This window comes from Paenibacillus terrae, assembly GCF_000943545.1.
GTDB classification, from domain to species: domain Bacteria; phylum Bacillota; class Bacilli; order Paenibacillales; family Paenibacillaceae; genus Paenibacillus; species Paenibacillus terrae_A.
Window position 1 is genome coordinate 51658 of record NZ_JTHP01000011.1, and the last position, 17622, is coordinate 69279.

Genomic DNA, 17622 nt, shown 5'->3' on the forward strand with positions numbered 1-17622 from the left:
AGATGACTCCCTTTTTTCGTTAAAGAGTTATAGAAAGCTGGCACACTCTATGAGATATGTTATTAGCCCAACTTATCTTAGCTCTTAACCATCGTATGGTTCCAATTTTGCCGGGCTCCGCAGGAGCTGCGAATGACTAGCTCCGGTTCTACTTTAATACATTTCGTTTCCATTTGTTTATTCATCAGGTCAAATAGCACCATAGCGGCTAGTCGGCCTATTTTTTGTTTATCTTGTTTGACAGTGGTCAGTGGAGGATCGGTGTAACGACAGGCTTCTATATCATCACATCCCACCACAGCAATATCCTCGGGTACCCTCAAGCCGCTTTCCTTGAAAGCACGGATGACACCGAAGGCAAGCAGGTCGGTAGCCGCAAAAATAGCCCTTGGTAAATCTCCTTGCTGTATCCACGTCTTCGCTATCTGGTATCCATCTTCCGCTGCGTAGTCCTTAGCATACACGACCCATTCGGGTCTGACATCAAGACTAAACCGTTTTAGTGAAGCAATAAAGGCTTCTTCTCTCTCCTTAATCACCAGGGACGGGCGTTCAATTCCAATAAAACCCATATCTCGGTAACCATTCATGTAAAAATGCTCAACAACCTTCATTGAGATTTTCTGATTGTCGGACATAATGTAACAGGAACTGTCTCCGGTTAATTCAATATCCACACCGATGCAGGGGATGGGGCTGGCGTCGAGATCAAAAACGCTCTTCTCCACTTCATCTCCGGCAATAATAATGCACCCGTCCACTGAAAAATATTTCGAACGAGCCAAATAGTCCTCTCCATTGTCCAGAAATTTTTCATTCGAAAAAAACAGCAGGTCGTAACCGAGCAAGCCAATCTGTTTTTTGAAGACATTAATGATATCTACAAAAAAAGGATGGCTAAAATCGACATTCAGCTTGCCAGCGAATATAACGCCTACCAGATTTGATTTTTTGGTAGCAAGCGTTTTAGCCGAGGAGGAGGGTCTATAGCCTGTTTCCTCCATAATTTTAAGCACCCGCTGCCGGGTGTCCTCACTGATATCCGTATAATTATTTATAATTTTTGAAACCGTTGCTACAGAAACGCCTGCCATACTCGCTATTGTTTTTATATTCATGAAATCCTCCAAAACTAAACTGGTTTAGTTGAATTGACTTTTCATTCTAAATTTAATGATTACTCGTATTCTATGCTACCTCATAGAGGAGAGTCAACAGTGCTTTTAGGATATATTTTAATATAATATGGAAAAATAAGTTTAAATTAGTGGTGGCTCATCTTTTTTTAATATTTCACAAATCTCTATTTACAAATACAGAGCATTCGTTACATAATGGTAAATGTAAACAGCGAAACTGCTTTCGTAATGTGTGGATGTATGTATTCTAAAATGTTATGGGGGGATTCTGCAATGCTAAAAAAGAGTGTTTCTTTACTTCTTGTAACCGCTTTAATCGTGGTATTGGCCGCTTGCGGTAAAGGTAGCGGAACTGCACAGGAGGGGAATAAGAAGGTCACGTTAAAGATTATTCATTGGCAGCAGGAAAATATTAATAACTATATAAAGGAATTCAATAAAAAGTTTGAAGAGAAGTATCCAGATGTTCAGGTGGAGTATACGACGGTTCCTGCTGATTCAACTTATGATCAACTGATGCAAACGCGTATGAATGCTGGTTCAACCGGTGATGCAGACATTATTCCTCTGAAATTCAGCTTCGTAGGCGCACCGCAGGAATGGTCCAAGGGAGCAGCTGATCCAATGTGGAAGCAGTGGATTGACGGAGGGCTCATTGCAGATCTGTCAGATCAAGCTTTTATCAAAAACTATAATCCTACAGATGTCAAAAATGCCATGACCTATAAGGACAAGGTATACGGGGTAAATATGGGTAAGGTGGCACTGACAGGTCTGTTTTACAACAAGGAGATTTTTGGAAAATATAATCTTGCTGTGCCCACAACTTGGGATGAGCTGGTACATGTGATGAAGGTGCTTAAGGATAACGGCGTAGAACCGATTGGTTTCGGCGGTAAGGATGTATGGCCTATTAACCTTGCTGTCCAAGGGCTTCAAGCCTCTATCCATGATGATCAGCTGGAATATATTAAAGGGCTGTGGACAGGGAAGACAAAGCTGACAGACCCCGTCCAGCTTGAAGTGCTGGAAAAAACACAAATTTTGATGAACAATGCCATTGGTGGATTTATGGGGATTGACTATGGAACCCTGCCAAGCTTGTTTGCTACAGGGCGTGTAGCTATGATTGCAGATGGCACGTGGGATGCAACGACGATCCAGACAGCCAATCCAGAGATGAAATTTGGTTATTTCCCGATTCCAGGCAGCAATGATCCCGCAAAAAATAAAAACCTTGCAGGCAAGTACGATATGACATGGATGGTATTGGAAAAGTCGCCAAACAAGGATTATGCGATCAAATGGCTTGAAATGCTTTCCGAAAAGCAGAACTATACGGATTTTGTGAACGCCGCCGGATTTTTGCCGACACAGCCTGATGTGAAGATAAGTAGTGAATTTGTTAATGAAATCCAGCCCTCACTGGAGAACTTCAAGCTCTCTTGGGATCAGCTGTTTATCAATCGTAAGAATGTTGGACAGTACATTAAGGATGCCAGCGTACATGCTGAATTTCTGACGCCTGCCGGTCCGCTAAAGACGCCTTTGGAGCTTGCCCAAAAATCTCAGGCAGACTGGGATGCGGCAGCCCCTAAATAAATCAAAAGGCTTTACATGAACGCAGATTGGCAACTGTAAAGCTCCCATAATAATGTAAAAAGGTGTGAGGCCCATGTATCCCTTCGGAAAGGGTGCGGCCCGGTTAATGCCGTATCTTTTGCTGAGTATTCCGGTGCTGCTCTATTTGCTTCTTGGCTTTGGTCCCTCAATGGTAACCGTACTGTTTTCCTTTACAGATGCTTCAGGGGTTCCGGGACAAACGTGGAATTTTGTTGGATTCGAGAATTATATGACCTTTTTTACCTCTTCCGATTCTGGAGATCGAATCGCTTCTATTGGTCGTTCCCTATATTTCGCCGTAGCTGTGGTTGTGATTCAAAATGCAGTAGGGCTGTTCATGGCCGTCATTATTAATAAAAAGCTCAAGGGTGATGTGTTTTACCGCGCTGTATTTTTCCTGCCCGTTGTGCTTGGGGTAACAGTATCCGGACTGATCTGGCAGCTGATTGCCAATCCGCTTGGCGGTCCTGCGCAAGCCATGATGAACTTTTTTGGAACCAGCTCCAACTTTTTCGGGGACTATGATATTGCATTTGAACTGATTATTTTTGTGCAAATTTGGATGTACATGGGTTACTCGATGACTATTTTCTTAGCCGGACTCCAATCCATTCCCAATGATTTATATGAAGCAGGGTATATGGATGGCGCTTCTGGGTGGAAAGCGTTCAAAAACATTACCTTTCCGATGATTGCGCCGTCCTTTACAGTCAATATGCTGCTGTCCATTATTGGAGCCTTGCAAACCTTTGACATTATTTATGTGCTGACAGGTGGTAAATTCAACACGACGACACTTGCGTTTGATGTGTATGCAACAGCCTTCGGCTCCGGGACGTCGGATTACGGCCTTGCCTCCGCAGTAGCTATGATCCAGTTCCTGTTCGTATTTACGGTGTCGATGATTGCTCTGTATTACTTGCGCAGAAGAGAGGTGGAAATGTAATGAGCAGTACCAAAGGAACAAAATTACTGAGCTACATCATCGTACTGCTCATGCTTTCGTTATATTTATTCCCGCTATTCTACCTCTTTAATGTATCGATGAAGACTCAAAGTGAGTATCTGATTGATCCTGTGGCTATAGCCAAGAGTCTGCGCTTGGAGAATTTCATGGATGCTTGGGAAAAAGGGAATTTCTCTCAGTACATGTGGAACAGTATTTTGTATACGGGCGTATCTACGCTATTAACGTTGGTGATATCCGTGTTTGCAGCTTTTCCATTGGCGCGGGGATACGTTAAGTTCAGCACCTTCTTTTATGTGTTTTTCCTGATATCCATGTATCTTCCGAACCCGCTGATTCCGCAATTTGCTCTCATTAATAGTCTGGGACTTTACAATACCCAGCTTGGTTTTATTATGCTGAAAACAACGGGTACTGGCATTGCCTTCCTGATGTTTGTGGGATATATCAAGTCTGTCTCCCGAGAGCTGGATGAAGCGGCTGCTATGGACGGGTGCGGATATTCCCGCTATTTGTTTACGATTCTTGTACCGCTGATGAAGCCGGTGTTGGCGACAGGCATCATTTTGACAGCGATTGGGGCGTGGAACGATATTATAGGTCCTACCATTTATTTGTCTGATCCCGCGTATCAGCCAGTGACCAAGGGATTGTTCTCCTTCTACGGACAATATATGAACAACTGGCCGCTGCTCGCTTGCGGTATCCTGATTGTTACACTACCGCTGGTTATTTTGTATATTTTCCTCCAGCGCTTTATTGTTGGCGGTGCAATGGCCGGAGCTGTGAAGTCTTAAATCCTGAAAGGATGATACCAAGTATGAGTGAGAATACCTTTTTATTTCCAGCCACTTTTATGTGGGGAACCTCGACCTCTTCTTATCAAATTGAAGGTGGTGTAGCTGAGGGAGGAAGAACGCCTTCCATTTGGGATACTTTCTGTCAAGCACCCGGGAAGGTGATAGGCGGTGACAGCGGAGATATGGCTTGTGATCATTTTCACCGCTTTAAGGAAGACGTGCAATTAATGAAGCAGCTTGGCTTTCTACATTACCGTTTTTCCGTGGCCTGGCCGCGCATTATTCCCGCACCCGGCGTGGTTAACGAACAGGGATTACTCTTCTATGAGCGCCTGCTGGATGAGATTGAGTCGGCCGGGCTCATTCCGATGCTGACACTGTATCACTGGGATCTTCCGCAGTGGATCGAGGACGAGGGAGGTTGGACAAATCGAAGGATTATTCAGCATTTTATGACGTATGCCTCTGTAATCATGGAGCGATTTGGACAGCGTATAAGCTGGTGGAATACGATCAATGAGCCCTATTGCGCCTCTATCTTGGGCTATGGTACAGGAGAGCATGCTCCCGGCCATCAGAACTGGAAGGAAGCCTTTACTGCCGCCCATCATATTCTGATGTGTCATGGGATAGCCATCCATTTGCACAAGGAAAAGGGTCTGACAGGTAAGATAGGCATTACACTGAACATGGAACATGTGGATGCCGCTTCTGAGCGACCTGAGGACGTAGCCGCTACCGTCCGCCGAGATGGCTATATCAATCGTTGGTTTGCCGAGCCGTTGTTTAACGGGAAATATCCAGAGGATATGGTGGAATGGTACGGGGCGTATCTGAACGGCTTGGATTTTGTACAGCCTGGTGATATGGAGCTGATTCAGCAGCCGGGGGATTTTTTGGGCATCAATTACTACGCCCGCAGCGTCATTCGAGCGGCTACAGACGCTTCGTTGCTTCAGGTAGAGCAGGTTCGCTTCGAGGAACCGGTAACGGATATGGGATGGGAGATTCACCCCGAATCCTTTTATAAGCTGCTGACTCGGATTGAGAAGGATTTTACCAAGGGCTTGCCCATTCTGATTACGGAAAACGGAGCAGCGATGAAGGACGAACTGATGGATGGGAAGATTGAGGACACTGGACGTCAGCGCTACATTGAGGAGCATTTAAAAGCATGCCATCGCTTCATCGGGGAGGGAGGGCAACTCAAGGGCTATTTTGTCTGGTCATTCCTTGATAACTTTGAATGGGCTTGGGGCTACAGCAAACGTTTCGGTATTGTACATATCAATTACGAAACGCAGGAACGGACACCCAAACAAAGTGCGCTGTGGTTCAAGCAAGTGATGGCGAATAACGGGTTTTAAACAGAGTATCATGATAATTTAAGCCGTCATGCTGCAATAACAGAGCATGACGGCTTTTAAGACTGCATAAATTTTTGTGTAAGGGGGACTATGCTGAAATATCTTGCATATCCAATATAACAGGGCAGTGGTCGCTGCCCGTAATATGGCAATCAATGCTTGCATCTATCAACATCGGGCGAAGTCTGTCCGAGACGAGGAAGTAATCGATCCGCCAGCCGATGTTCCGTTCTCTCACCTTCGGCATGTAGGACCACCAGGAATAAACATCCGTCCTGTCAGGATAAAAGTATCTGAAGGTGTCTATAAATCCGGCTTCGAGCAGCTGTGACATTCGCCCCCGTTCCTCAGGCGTAAATCCGGCATTGCCGTAGTTGGCTTTTGCATTTTTTAAATCCATTTCCTGATGAGCCACGTTGAGGTCACCACAAACAATGACAGGCTTCAATGCATCCAGCTGTTGCAGATAGCTGCGGAAACGGTCCTCCCATTCCAGTCTGTACGGCAGTCGGGTCAAATCCCGTTTGGTATTCGGAGTATATACATTAACCAGATAAAATTTCTCGAATTCCAAAGTAATGGTTCTGCCTTCAGGCTCCCCATTTTCTTCAAGTCCATAATGCACAGAAAGAGGCTTGATTTTGGTGAAGATAGCTGTGCCGGAATATCCTTTTTTCTCGGCATAATTCCAGTACTGTGTGTATTCCTCCATATTCTCCATCAGGATTTGTCCCTCTTGAAGCTTGGTTTCCTGTACGCAAAAAATATCAGCATTCGTTTCTTTTAGATAAGTATAAAATCCTTTGGTCACACAGGCTCTTAAGCCATTAACATTCCAAGATATTAATTTCATTGTTGATCTCCTTATACTCATCGCGGTCAAGCGGTGTGATTGAATTTATCCTCGGTTGAGTAATGCATAGTGGAGACAGCCTTTCTACATTAAAATAGCTTGTAATATGATACTTGAACCTTAAAAGAGATACTCTCTATCGGTCGAGACTGCGAAGCTTAGGCTAACGATGCTTATGCTCCGACGTCCCCCTAAGGGGATTCTTATCCCACTGGAACACAAAAAAGCTTCCTACAATAAGTAGGAAGCTTCTGCAGTACGTCCCAGGAGGGATTCGAACCCCCGACCGACGGCTTAGAAGGCCGTTGCTCTATCCAGCTGAGCTACTGGGACATAAAATTCAAGCGAATATTAATGTATCACATGAGCAAAAAAGATTCAAGTCTTTTTTCATATTATTTGATTGTTTTAGTCTTTGTGCAGTATAAATTCAGAGTAGGTGTGGTTTTTTTTGCCTTATAAAAGGGTATGTTAGAATACAGGTGAATATGTTGAAGACGAGAGGTTGGACTTCGGCCGCTGTTTCTCATATAATCTACAAATACTTTAGCTTACGGAGGAGAGGGGGTGCCTTGAATAAAGGACTCCAAGGTGACGACAAAAGAAAATAATATTGTATTGTTTCCGAAGACACTGGATTACTATCAAATTCAACTCACTGTGATGCTTGAAAACGAGCGTTACGGAGAGGCGATGGCGATGCTGCGTTTTTTGATGCAGTGTCAGGGACAGGAACAGAAGCAATACGAAGAGTGGGAGGCCCTTTTACAATGGCTGGAGGCCGCATTTCCACAGTATGCCGACAGAGGGGCGGACACGGACGCTACGGCAGAAGATGAGGTCAATGAAGCAGAACTGGCCCGCCGACATGCGCGCTTCAAGCAGGAGCAGGATGCAGGCTACGGCAACAAGCTGCTACATATGGCTATGGATGAACCGTTGTCGGAACAGACGATTTTAGCGCTGGAACAACTGTCTTATCTGGATCTGCCAGAAATCGACGATGCGTTGCTTAACTGGATTAAGGAACGGGAAATCCACCCTCTGCTTCAATTCCGTGTTTTGCAGACACTGCGGCGACGCGGAATGGAAGGGACGATTGAAATCAGCCGGGGAGATGAAAAGGCGGAAATCGAGATTGAGTCGATTCCGCTGCAGCCGGATGAATTTCCTGAGCCGATTATGCGTATTCTGGAGCGGGTGGCCGATCAGACTGAGGTACATGAGCCTACGCTGTTCTATTTTGCGCAGGAGCTATGGTCGCAGTTTGTGATGGCAGTGTACGGTACAAAAGATTACAGATCAATGCTGGTGGAGGAGGACGGGATGCCAGATATTTGGGCGGCAGCACTCCATCAGACGGTATCGGAGAGTCTGAGTGGCCACAAGGATGAGGAAGAAACCCGTGCTATATATGGCATTACCGATGCATTGCGCTTCCGTTTTGAGCAGGTATATCGGTCGATGCGTCTATTCGTAGCGGCGGGAATGAACACTCCATAACGGCCGGAAACGTTTACCTGTGAAGCATTCAAGGAGCTGCCCTTGAAAAAGATAGTAATGTTAGATATACTATAGTGGTTATTTTGTGTGCGTTGATCATATGAAAACTAAGTGAAGATTTTGTTGGAGGGGAAAGCATAAAATGAAAGCAACTTGGGAGAAAATAGAGAAGAACCTTGGGGTTCTTGAAGTTGAGGTTGACGCGGATCGTGTAGCCGCTGCACTCGACAAAGCTTTTAATAAAGTGGCTAAACAAGTAAGTGTACCAGGATTCCGTAAAGGTAAAGTACCACGTCCTATTTTTGAAAAACGTTATGGTATTGAAAGCTTGTATCAGGATGCAATTGACTTCCTGCTGCCAGAAGCCTACAGCCAAGCTGTAGAAAAAACGGATATTTTCCCGGTAGACAGCCCTGACGTTGAAATTGATCAATTCGCTAAAGGCGAATCCTTCAAATTCAAAGCCAAGGTTACTGTTAAACCTGAAGTGACTTTGGGTGAGTACAAAGGCGTTGAAGTGCCTGTAAGCAAACTCGAAGTAACTGACGAAGAGCTGGCTCAAGAGCTGGAGCGTTTGCAACAACGTCATGCTGAGCTGGTTGTCGTTGATGAAGATGCTGCACAATCCGGCGATACGGCTATTATCGACTTCGACGGTTCCGTTGATGGCGCACCATTCGAAGGTGGACAAGCTGAGAAGTATTCTCTGGAGCTGGGCTCCAATACGTTCATTCCCGGCTTTGAAGAGCAAGTGATCGGTTTGCACACAGGCGATTCCAAGGACGTTGAAGTAACGTTCCCTGAGAACTACCATTCTGCTGATCTCGCTGGCAAACAAGCAGTCTTCAAAGTGAAGGTTCATGAACTGAAACGCAAAGTTCTTCCTGAGCTGGATGATGAATTTGCAAAAGACGTAAGTGAATTTGATACACTGGCTGAATTCAAGGAAGACTTGAAAAAGCAACTGCTGGAGCGTAAGGAAAACGAAGCTAAAGCTGCCCGTGAGGGTGCGGTAGTAGAGAAGGTTGCTGAGAACGCAACAATCGACATTCCTGAAGCCATGATCAAAAGTGAAGTGCAAAACATGGTTCGCGATTTCGACAACCGTCTGCGTAGCCAAGGCATGAATCTTGAAATGTTCCTCGGATTCTCCGGCCAAAGCCAGGAAGATCTGGAAGCGCAAATGAAAGTGGATGCTGAGAAGCGTGTACGCAACAACCTCGTGCTGGAGCAAGTGGCAAAAGCGGAAAACATCGAAGTTTCCGAAGCGGAAATTGATGAAGAGCTGAAAAACATGGCTGAAGCTTACAAACGTTCGGTTGAAGAAATTCGCAGTATTCTGGAAGGGAACGGCTCGTTCGCAAACCTGAAAGAAGAAATTTCACTGCGCAAAACGATCGCTTTGTTGTTGGAAAACAGCAAAGAAGTTGAAGCGCCAGCTGAAGCTGCCGAGTAATTCAAACGATAAAATATATGGGGTATGCCGAACAGGCTGCAACGTAGCAATTAGATAGGGATAAGGCACGTAGTGAAAGTTACGTGCCTTATTTTTAACTTAGGCAATCCATATTTTAGTCGTTTATGGAAAGTGCTGTGAGTTGCGCTTTCTTGTTGTACATAAGTCACTGCTGTACATTTGCACATACATACGAAACATGGTTAAATATGAGAAGGTCTCGGCTAAGCACGTTGTATAACAGCCCGCACTGCATGTATGAGCGGATGCAAATATGACACGAGACTCTGAACATGTTAAAATATTTTGTAAGGTATTCCCGTTTCATGCTTGCCGCTTCCGTTTTAATGGGACTTAAGGAAGTGGATGAATACTGGTGTTCATTTCAATAAAGAAAAGAGGTTGGTCGTGATGAGTCTCGTCCCTATGGTTGTGGAACAAACGAATCGAGGAGAACGATCTTACGATATTTACTCGCGGTTGCTTAAGGATCGCATTATTTTCCTGAGTGGCCCGATTGATGACGATGTCGCCAATCTCGTCATTGCACAGCTATTATTCCTTTCTGCGGAAGATCCGGAGAAGGATATCAATTTGTACATTAACTCGCCGGGCGGTTCTGTAACTGCGGGCATGGGTATATATGATACAATGCAATTCATTAAGCCAGATGTATCGACGATCTGTGTAGGCATGGCTGCCAGTATGGGTTCTTTGCTGCTCACAGCAGGTGCTCCAGGCAAGAGATATGCGCTTACCAACAGCGAAGTCATGATCCATCAGCCGTTGGGTGGCATTCAGGGGCAAGCCTCCGATATGCTGATCCATGCGGACTGGATTCTCAAAACGCGTGCCAAGCTGAATCAAATCTATGTAGAGCGTACGGGTCAGCCCCTCGAAAAAATCGAACGTGATACTGACCGGGATTTCTTCATGGAAGCGGAAGAGGCAAAAGCATACGGCATCATTGACCAGGTGCTGTCTAGACCGATTAATCTGTAAAGGGGTGGCTCTATGTTTAAATTTAATGATGAAAAAGGACAACTGAAATGTTCCTTCTGCGGTAAATCTCAGGATCAGGTTCGCAAGCTAGTTGCTGGACCGGGCGTATATATATGTGACGAATGCATCGAGTTGTGCACAGAAATCGTGGAAGAGGAATTGGGTCATGAGGAAGAAGTAGATCTGAAAGACATTCCGAAACCAATGCAAATCCGTGACATTCTGGATCAATATGTAATTGGTCAGGATCAAGCAAAAAAATCGTTGTCCGTAGCGGTATATAACCACTACAAACGTATTAATACGCAGAACAAAATTGATGATGTGGAACTGCAAAAAAGTAACATTTTGATGCTCGGACCTACAGGTTCAGGTAAAACGTTGCTTGCGCAAACCATGGCTAAAATCTTGAACGTTCCTTTTGCCATTGCAGATGCCACTTCCCTTACGGAAGCAGGTTATGTGGGCGAAGATGTTGAAAACATTTTGCTGAAATTGATTCAAGCTGCCGATTATGATGTGGAAAAAGCTGAACGCGGCATTATCTACATCGACGAAATTGATAAAGTAGCCCGCAAATCCGAAAACCCGTCCATTACGCGTGACGTATCGGGTGAAGGTGTGCAGCAGGCTTTGCTTAAAATTTTGGAAGGCACGGTTGCTTCTGTACCTCCACAAGGTGGTCGTAAGCATCCTCATCAAGAGTTCATTCAAATTGATACCACGAACATCCTGTTCATTTGCGGCGGTGCCTTTGACGGTCTGGAGCAAATGATCAAACGTCGTGTCGGCAAGAAAGTCATCGGCTTCAATGCGACTACAGATCAAAAGGATTTGAAACCGGGTGAATATACTTCTATGGTATTGCCTGAGGATCTTTTGAAATTCGGTCTGATTCCAGAGTTTGTAGGACGTTTGCCGGTTATTTCTACGCTGGAGCCGCTTGATGAGAACACATTGGTTCGTATTTTGTCTGAGCCGAAAAATGCGTTAGTCAAGCAGTATCAGAAGATGCTTGAACTGGATAATGTTACTTTGGAGTTTAAGCAAGATGCTCTGGAAGCCATTGCCCGTGAAGCCATCAAGCGTAACACAGGTGCCCGTGGTCTTCGTGCGATCATTGAAGGCATTATGCTGGATGTGATGTACGAGGTTCCTTCCCGTGATGATATCACGACTTGCGTCATCAATGAGCAGGTTGTAAAAGATAAAATCGCACCTGAACTCGGTGGTACAGATAAGGATAAAAAACAAGAAGAGAGCGCCTAAGGATTGATACTTCGCGATCTCTAAAACATGAGAAGCCGGATCTCCACTTCACTAAACCCATATGAGGTTTTATGGGGTGGAGGTTTGGCGTTAATGGGAGAGAAAAGTACATGTTCTTAAGACAAGACACACGTCCCGTTAAAGTCGGGAATCTGACGATTGGCGGCAGCAATGAAGTCATCATCCAAAGCATGTGTACGACCAAAACAGCAGATGTGGAAGCTACCGTCGCTGAAATTCTCCGTTTGGAAGAGGCGGGTTGCCAACTTGTACGTGTCACCGTCAACAATGAGGAAGCTGCCGCAGCCATTAAGGAAATCAAAAAACAGATCCATATTCCGCTCGTAGCGGATATTCACTTTAACCACAAGCTGGCCTTGCTGGCGATTGAAAACGGAATTGACAAGGTTCGTATCAATCCCGGCAACATTGGTCGTCGTGAAAAAGTGGAAGCTGTCGTTAAGGCATGCAAGGAAAAGGGAATTCCGATTCGGATTGGTGTGAATGCCGGGTCATTGGAACAGCATTTGCTGGATAAGTACGGCTATCCTACGCCGGAAGCGATGGTAGAAAGCGCACTGTATCATATCGGTATACTGGAAGAGCTTGATTTTCACGATATTATCGTGTCGCTGAAAGCATCTGATGTGCCTATGGCGATTGCTGCTTATACGAAGGCAGCCGAAATCATCAAATATCCGCTACACCTGGGTATTACCGAAGCGGGTACGCTTTTTACCGGAACCGTTAAGAGTGCAGCGGGGATGGGAGCTTTGCTGGCAGCAGGTATTGGTTCGACTATGCGTATTTCGCTGAGTGCCGATCCAGTTGAAGAAGTGAAGGTTGCGCGGGAACTGCTCAAAACCTTTGGGCTGATCACGAATGCTGCGACTTTGATTTCCTGTCCGACTTGTGGACGTCTGGATATTGATCTGTTCTCTATCGCCAACGAAGTCGAAGACTATATTGCGAAACTCAAGGTGCCGATTAAAGTGTCGGTACTGGGTTGCGCGGTGAACGGTCCGGGGGAAGCAAAGGAAGCCGACATCGGTATTGCCGGAGCGCGCGGGGAAGGACTTCTGTTCCGTTATGGAAAAATGATCCGCAAAGTACCCGAGGCTGACATGGTTGAAGAATTGAAAAAAGAAATTGACATCATCGTCAAGGCGTATGAAGAGACGGGGAAAATTCCGGGTCGCGAGGAACGTCATACAGCTGAGAAGGTATAAGCCAAATCGGTTCTCATAAAGAGGCATAATCATATTCTATTGCCATCATTTAAACGCCGTGGAAGGCAGCTCTGCTACAGAACTGTTCTTCGCGGTGTTTTTGTATTTTCTCTCTGATCTTTTGGAAGACTGCCGTTTAGCTATTGGGGAAAAGGAAATACTGTTTTTCATAGACGGCATTTTAGCGGCATTTTCAAAATGCTGAGATGAGAAACGGAGGAAATACGATGGACTTTACTATGATTTTGTTGTTGGTGCAAATGTTTTTTGGGATTGTCATCGGTCTGTATTTCTGGAACCTTTTGCGGAGCCAAAAGACGAACCGCAGCGCAGTGGACCGGGAATCCCGCAAGGAACTGGATAAGCTGCGCAAACTGCGCTCCATTTCATTAACCAAACCGCTGGCTGAACGCACTCGTCCCGCCACATTACAGGATATTGTCGGTCAGAAGGACGGACTGCGTGCGCTCAAGGCAGCGTTATGCAGTGCGAACCCCCAGCATGTTATTATTTATGGCCCACCAGGAGTGGGCAAGACGGCTGCTGCGCGCGTGGTGCTGGAAGAGGCTAAGAAAAACCTGTCCTCCCCGTTCAAGGGAGACGCCAAATTCACGGAGATTGATGCGACGACTGCCCGTTTTGACGAGCGGGGTATTGCAGACCCGTTGATTGGTTCGGTGCATGATCCGATTTATCAGGGTGCTGGAGCGATGGGGGTGGCGGGTATTCCGCAGCCCAAGCCCGGAGCTGTAACGAAGGCACATGGTGGCATGCTGTTCATTGATGAAATTGGCGAGCTGCACCCTACACAGATGAATAAGTTGTTGAAAGTATTGGAGGATCGTAAAGTACTTTTGGAGAGCGCGTACTACAACTCGGAGGATTCGAATACTCCTGCTTATATCCATGATATTTTCCAAAATGGTTTGCCTGCCGATTTCCGTTTGGTAGGTGCGACGACCCGTTCGCCGCACGAGCTGCCGCCTGCCATTCGTTCCCGATGCATGGAAATTTATTTCCGTGCTCTCCAGCCGCAGGAAATTGCTCGTATTGCTGAGGATGCGGTCCACAAGCTGGGCTTCGGTCCTTGCCCGGAGGCGGTTGAAGTTGTACAGCGCTACGCCACAAATGGCCGGGAAGCCGTCAATATGATTCAGCTTGCTGCCGGATTGGCACTTACGGAGAAACGGGAACGTCTAAACGCCTCGGATGTGGAATGGGTAGCAGGCAGCAGCCAAATTCAACCGCGTCCTGACCGGAAAATACCGGGTCTGCCACAAATCGGATTTGTTAACGGTTTGGCCGTATATGGCCCGAATATGGGCATGCTGCTGGAGATTGAGGTTACAGCAGTTCCGGTTCCTGCGGGAAAGGGAACCTATAATATTACGGGTGTAGTTGATGAGGAAGAGATTGGCGGTGGCTCCCGTACGCTACGGCGTAAAAGTATGGCCAAAGGCTCTGTGGAAAATGTGTTGACCGTTTTGCGTACACTCGGTTTATCGCCGTCGAATTACGATTTGCATATTAATTTCCCCGGAGGAACACCAGTAGATGGCCCGTCGGCAGGTATTGCGATGGCAACAGCTATTGCTTCTGCAATGCGGGGAATTCCGGTGGATCACGAAATTGCGATGACCGGAGAGGTCAGCATTCACGGGCGTATTAAACCGATTGGCGGCGTATTAGCCAAGGTTGAGGCTGCTTTTCAGGCAGGAGCTAAAAAGGTGATCATTCCGCAGGACAACTGGCAGTCTCTTTTTGACAGCATTGAAGGCTTGAAAGTCATTCCGGTGCAGTCGGTTACGGAAGTATTCCGGCACGTATTTGGAGATCAATTGACGTCAGATTTACCTGTACACACGCCAATTGAGACTTTTCGCCCATCCCAATCTTCCCTGTTGCAGGCCGATGGGACGCATAACGGGACGATATCGGACACAGGATCTTGCTAATGAACTACCCTTTCATTGGTTTTTTCATAAAACATTTGATAAAATATGAAAGATAACAACGTGAAGGATTGTAAAATCCGGAACCTGAGAATCACTGGAGGTGCGAAAGCGATGGGACCCAACAAGACAAAAGGTCGTCGTTTTCCTTTGCTGCCTTTAAGAGGACTTCTCGTCTACCCGAGCATGGTTCTGCATCTCGATGTGGGCCGGGAAAAATCGGTCAAGGCTTTGGAAAAAGCGATGGTTGAAGATAATTTGATTCTCCTGTGTTCTCAATCAGAAGTAAATATTGAAGAACCCGCACAAGAGGATATTTTTAGAGTCGGCACGGTAGCCAAAGTGCGCCAGATGCTCAAGCTTCCCAATGGAACGATTCGGGTGCTGGTGGAAGGGCTGGAACGTGCCGAGATTATTCAATATACGGACAATGAGGAATATTACGAAGTACTGGCGAAGGAGCTGCATGAGGCAGAAAACGTGCATCCCGAGACAGATGCGCTTATGCGCACGGTTCTGACCCAGTTCGAGCATTATATCAACTTGTCCAAAAAGGTAACCCCCGAGACGCTCGCTGCGGTATCCGACATTGAGGAGCCCGGACGGCTGGCTGACGTGATTACAAGCCATCTAACGCTCAAAATCAAGGAGAAGCAGGATATACTGGAGACGATCGACGTAACTCAGCGTCTGGAGAAGCTTCTGGATATTTTGAATAACGAGCGTGAGGTACTGGAGCTGGAACGTAAAATTAACCAGCGCGTGAAGAAACAGATGGAGAAAACGCAGAAGGAGTATTACCTGCGTGAGCAAATGAAGGCGATCCAGAAGGAGCTTGGCGAGAAGGAAGGTCGCGCGGGAGAAGTAGAAGAACTGCGCAATCAGCTAAGTGAGCTGGAGCTACCCGCTCCTGTGAAGGAGAAGGTTGAAAAGGAAATCGACCGTCTGGAGAAAATGCCCGCAAGCTCTGCCGAGGGCGGGGTTATCCGTAATTATGTCGATTGGCTGTTAAGCTTGCCATGGAACAAGTTTACGGATGATGATCTGGATATCGTCAAGGCTGAAGAGGTACTGAATGATGACCACTATGGACTGGATAAGCCGAAGGAGCGGGTGCTGGAGTATCTGGCTGTTCGCAAACTGGTGAAGACCATTAAGGGGCCGATTCTGTGTCTCGTAGGGCCACCGGGGGTCGGCAAGACCTCGCTGGCTCGTTCCATCGCCAAGTCCATGGGGAGGGAATTTGTCCGCATCTCGCTCGGGGGCGTGCGGGATGAAGCGGAAATTCGTGGTCATCGCCGCACTTATGTGGGCGCGATGCCAGGGCGTATCATTCAGGGGATGAAGACGGCAGGAACGTCTAATCCAGTCTTTTTGCTGGATGAGATTGATAAAATGGCTTCTGATTTTCGAGGTGACCCTTCGGCGGCGTTGCTGGAGGTGCTTGATCCCGAACAGAACAATACGTTCAGTGACCATTTTGTCGAGCTGCCCTTCGATTTGTCCAATGTGATGTTCGTGACGACAGCCAATGCTGCGCACAACATTCCGCGTCCGCTGATGGACCGGATGGAGACATTGTACATTCCGGGTTACACCGAGCTGGAAAAGCTCGAAATCGCCAATCGTTATCTACTGCCCAAGCAGAAGAGAGAGCATGGTTTGGAAGAGGAGCAGCTGGACATCGGGGAGGATACGCTGCTGCGTGTCATCCGCGAATATACCCGTGAATCCGGCGTGCGGAATCTCGAACAGCAAATGGCTTCTCTGTGCCGCAAGGCTGCGAAGTCAGTGGTATCCGGCGGAGAAGGCCCGATTCGAATTACACCGGATAATCTGAAAGATTATTTAGGCGTCGCCAAATTCCGTTACGGTGTAGCGGAGCTGGAAGACCAGATTGGTACGGTTACAGGCTTGGCGTGGACAGAGGTCGGCGGTGAAACGCTGATGATTGAAGTGACGGTCGTGCCCGGCAGTGGAAAGCTGATTCTTACAGGTAAGCTGGGAGACGTTATGAAAGAATCCGCGCAGGCAGCATTTAGCTATACTCGCTCCAAAGCGGTTGAGCTGGGCATTGCTACGGACTTTTATGAGAAAAATGATATTCATATCCACATTCCGGAGGGAGCGATTCCGAAGGATGGGCCATCGGCGGGGATTACCATTGCTACAGCGTTGATTTCAGCGCTGACCAACCGTCATGTATCCAAGGATGTGGCTATGACGGGTGAAATTACCCTGCGCGGCCGCGTATTACCTATTGGCGGATTGAAAGAGAAGTCGCTGGCAGCCCACCGGGCAGGCTACAAAAAAATTCTGCTTCCCAAGGATAATGAACGGGATCTAAAAGATATTCCCGACAGTATCAGGCAGGATGTTGAATTTGTTCCCGTTGCCCATATGGATCAGGTGCTAAAGCATGCTTTGGTTGAGCAGGCAAGGGTACATTAGAGAGGAATTAA

At 46.7% G+C, this 17622-nt stretch carries 13 protein-coding genes and 1 tRNA gene; 11 read left to right on the forward strand and 3 right to left on the reverse strand.

Annotated features, from left to right (window positions below; all coding sequences use genetic code 11):
* Nucleotides 1-77: 77 nt before the first annotated feature.
* Entirely contained in the window at nucleotides 78-1118 is a 1041-nt protein-coding gene (locus tag QD47_RS08050; protein WP_044645645.1) for a LacI family DNA-binding transcriptional regulator, read from the reverse strand.
* 294 nt (nucleotides 1119-1412) lie between these two features.
* Here QD47_RS08050 and QD47_RS08055 point away from each other — a divergent pair, with 294 nt between their 5' ends.
* From QD47_RS08055 to QD47_RS08070, 4 genes are all read left to right on the forward strand, one after another.
* Nucleotides 1413-2741: an ABC transporter substrate-binding protein gene (locus QD47_RS08055; RefSeq protein ID WP_044645646.1), complete on the forward strand. Its 1329-nt coding sequence runs from the start codon at nucleotides 1413-1415 to the stop codon at nucleotides 2739-2741.
* Nucleotides 2742-2814: 73 nt separating this feature from the next.
* On the forward strand, nucleotides 2815-3708 hold the full coding sequence (locus QD47_RS08060; protein WP_044645647.1) for a carbohydrate ABC transporter permease: 894 nt from the start codon (nucleotides 2815-2817) through the stop codon (nucleotides 3706-3708).
* Complete coding sequence (locus tag QD47_RS08065; RefSeq protein ID WP_044645648.1) at nucleotides 3708-4526, forward strand: carbohydrate ABC transporter permease; 819 nt, start codon at nucleotides 3708-3710, stop codon at nucleotides 4524-4526. The genes QD47_RS08060 and QD47_RS08065 overlap by 1 nt, the downstream gene beginning before the upstream one ends.
* 23 nt (nucleotides 4527-4549) lie before the next feature.
* Entirely contained in the window at nucleotides 4550-5896 is a 1347-nt protein-coding gene (locus QD47_RS08070; RefSeq protein WP_044645649.1) for a GH1 family beta-glucosidase, read from the forward strand.
* A gap of 88 nt (nucleotides 5897-5984) precedes the next feature.
* Here QD47_RS08070 and QD47_RS08075 read toward each other — a convergent pair whose 3' ends face one another.
* A complete protein-coding gene (locus QD47_RS08075) occupies nucleotides 5985-6749 on the reverse strand; it encodes an exodeoxyribonuclease III (protein WP_044645650.1) in 765 nt (254 codons plus the stop codon).
* Between the two features lie 259 nt (nucleotides 6750-7008).
* A tRNA-Arg gene (locus QD47_RS08080) sits at nucleotides 7009-7082 on the reverse strand.
* Between the two features lie 258 nt (nucleotides 7083-7340).
* On the opposite strand from QD47_RS08080, the gene QD47_RS08085 reads away from it, so the two are divergent.
* From QD47_RS08085 to lon, 7 genes are all read left to right on the forward strand, one after another.
* Nucleotides 7341-8252: a hypothetical protein gene (locus QD47_RS08085; protein ID WP_200893400.1), complete on the forward strand. Its 912-nt coding sequence runs from the start codon at nucleotides 7341-7343 to the stop codon at nucleotides 8250-8252.
* A gap of 142 nt (nucleotides 8253-8394) precedes the next feature.
* Entirely contained in the window at nucleotides 8395-9708 is a 1314-nt protein-coding gene (gene tig, locus QD47_RS08090; RefSeq protein ID WP_044645651.1) for a trigger factor, read from the forward strand.
* Nucleotides 9709-10119: 411 nt separating this feature from the next.
* A complete protein-coding gene (gene clpP / locus QD47_RS08095) occupies nucleotides 10120-10710 on the forward strand; it encodes an ATP-dependent Clp endopeptidase proteolytic subunit ClpP (RefSeq protein ID WP_044645652.1) in 591 nt (196 codons plus the stop codon).
* A gap of 12 nt (nucleotides 10711-10722) precedes the next feature.
* Nucleotides 10723-11979 (forward strand): ATP-dependent protease ATP-binding subunit ClpX, encoded by a 1257-nt coding sequence (gene clpX, locus QD47_RS08100; protein ID WP_025684004.1) that lies wholly within the window; start codon nucleotides 10723-10725, stop codon nucleotides 11977-11979.
* A gap of 110 nt (nucleotides 11980-12089) precedes the next feature.
* Nucleotides 12090-13208, forward strand: coding sequence for a flavodoxin-dependent (E)-4-hydroxy-3-methylbut-2-enyl-diphosphate synthase (gene ispG, locus QD47_RS08105; protein ID WP_014277611.1), 1119 nt, complete (start codon nucleotides 12090-12092; stop codon nucleotides 13206-13208).
* 227 nt (nucleotides 13209-13435) lie between these two features.
* Nucleotides 13436-15163, forward strand: a complete 1728-nt coding sequence (lonB, locus tag QD47_RS08110; protein ID WP_044645653.1) for an ATP-dependent protease LonB — start codon at nucleotides 13436-13438, stop codon at nucleotides 15161-15163.
* Nucleotides 15164-15274: 111 nt separating this feature from the next.
* The gene (gene lon, locus QD47_RS08115) at nucleotides 15275-17611 is read left to right on the forward strand and encodes an endopeptidase La (protein WP_044645654.1); all 2337 of its coding nucleotides are present in this window, start codon (nucleotides 15275-15277) and stop codon (nucleotides 17609-17611) included.
* The last annotated feature ends 11 nt before the right edge of the window (nucleotides 17612-17622 follow it).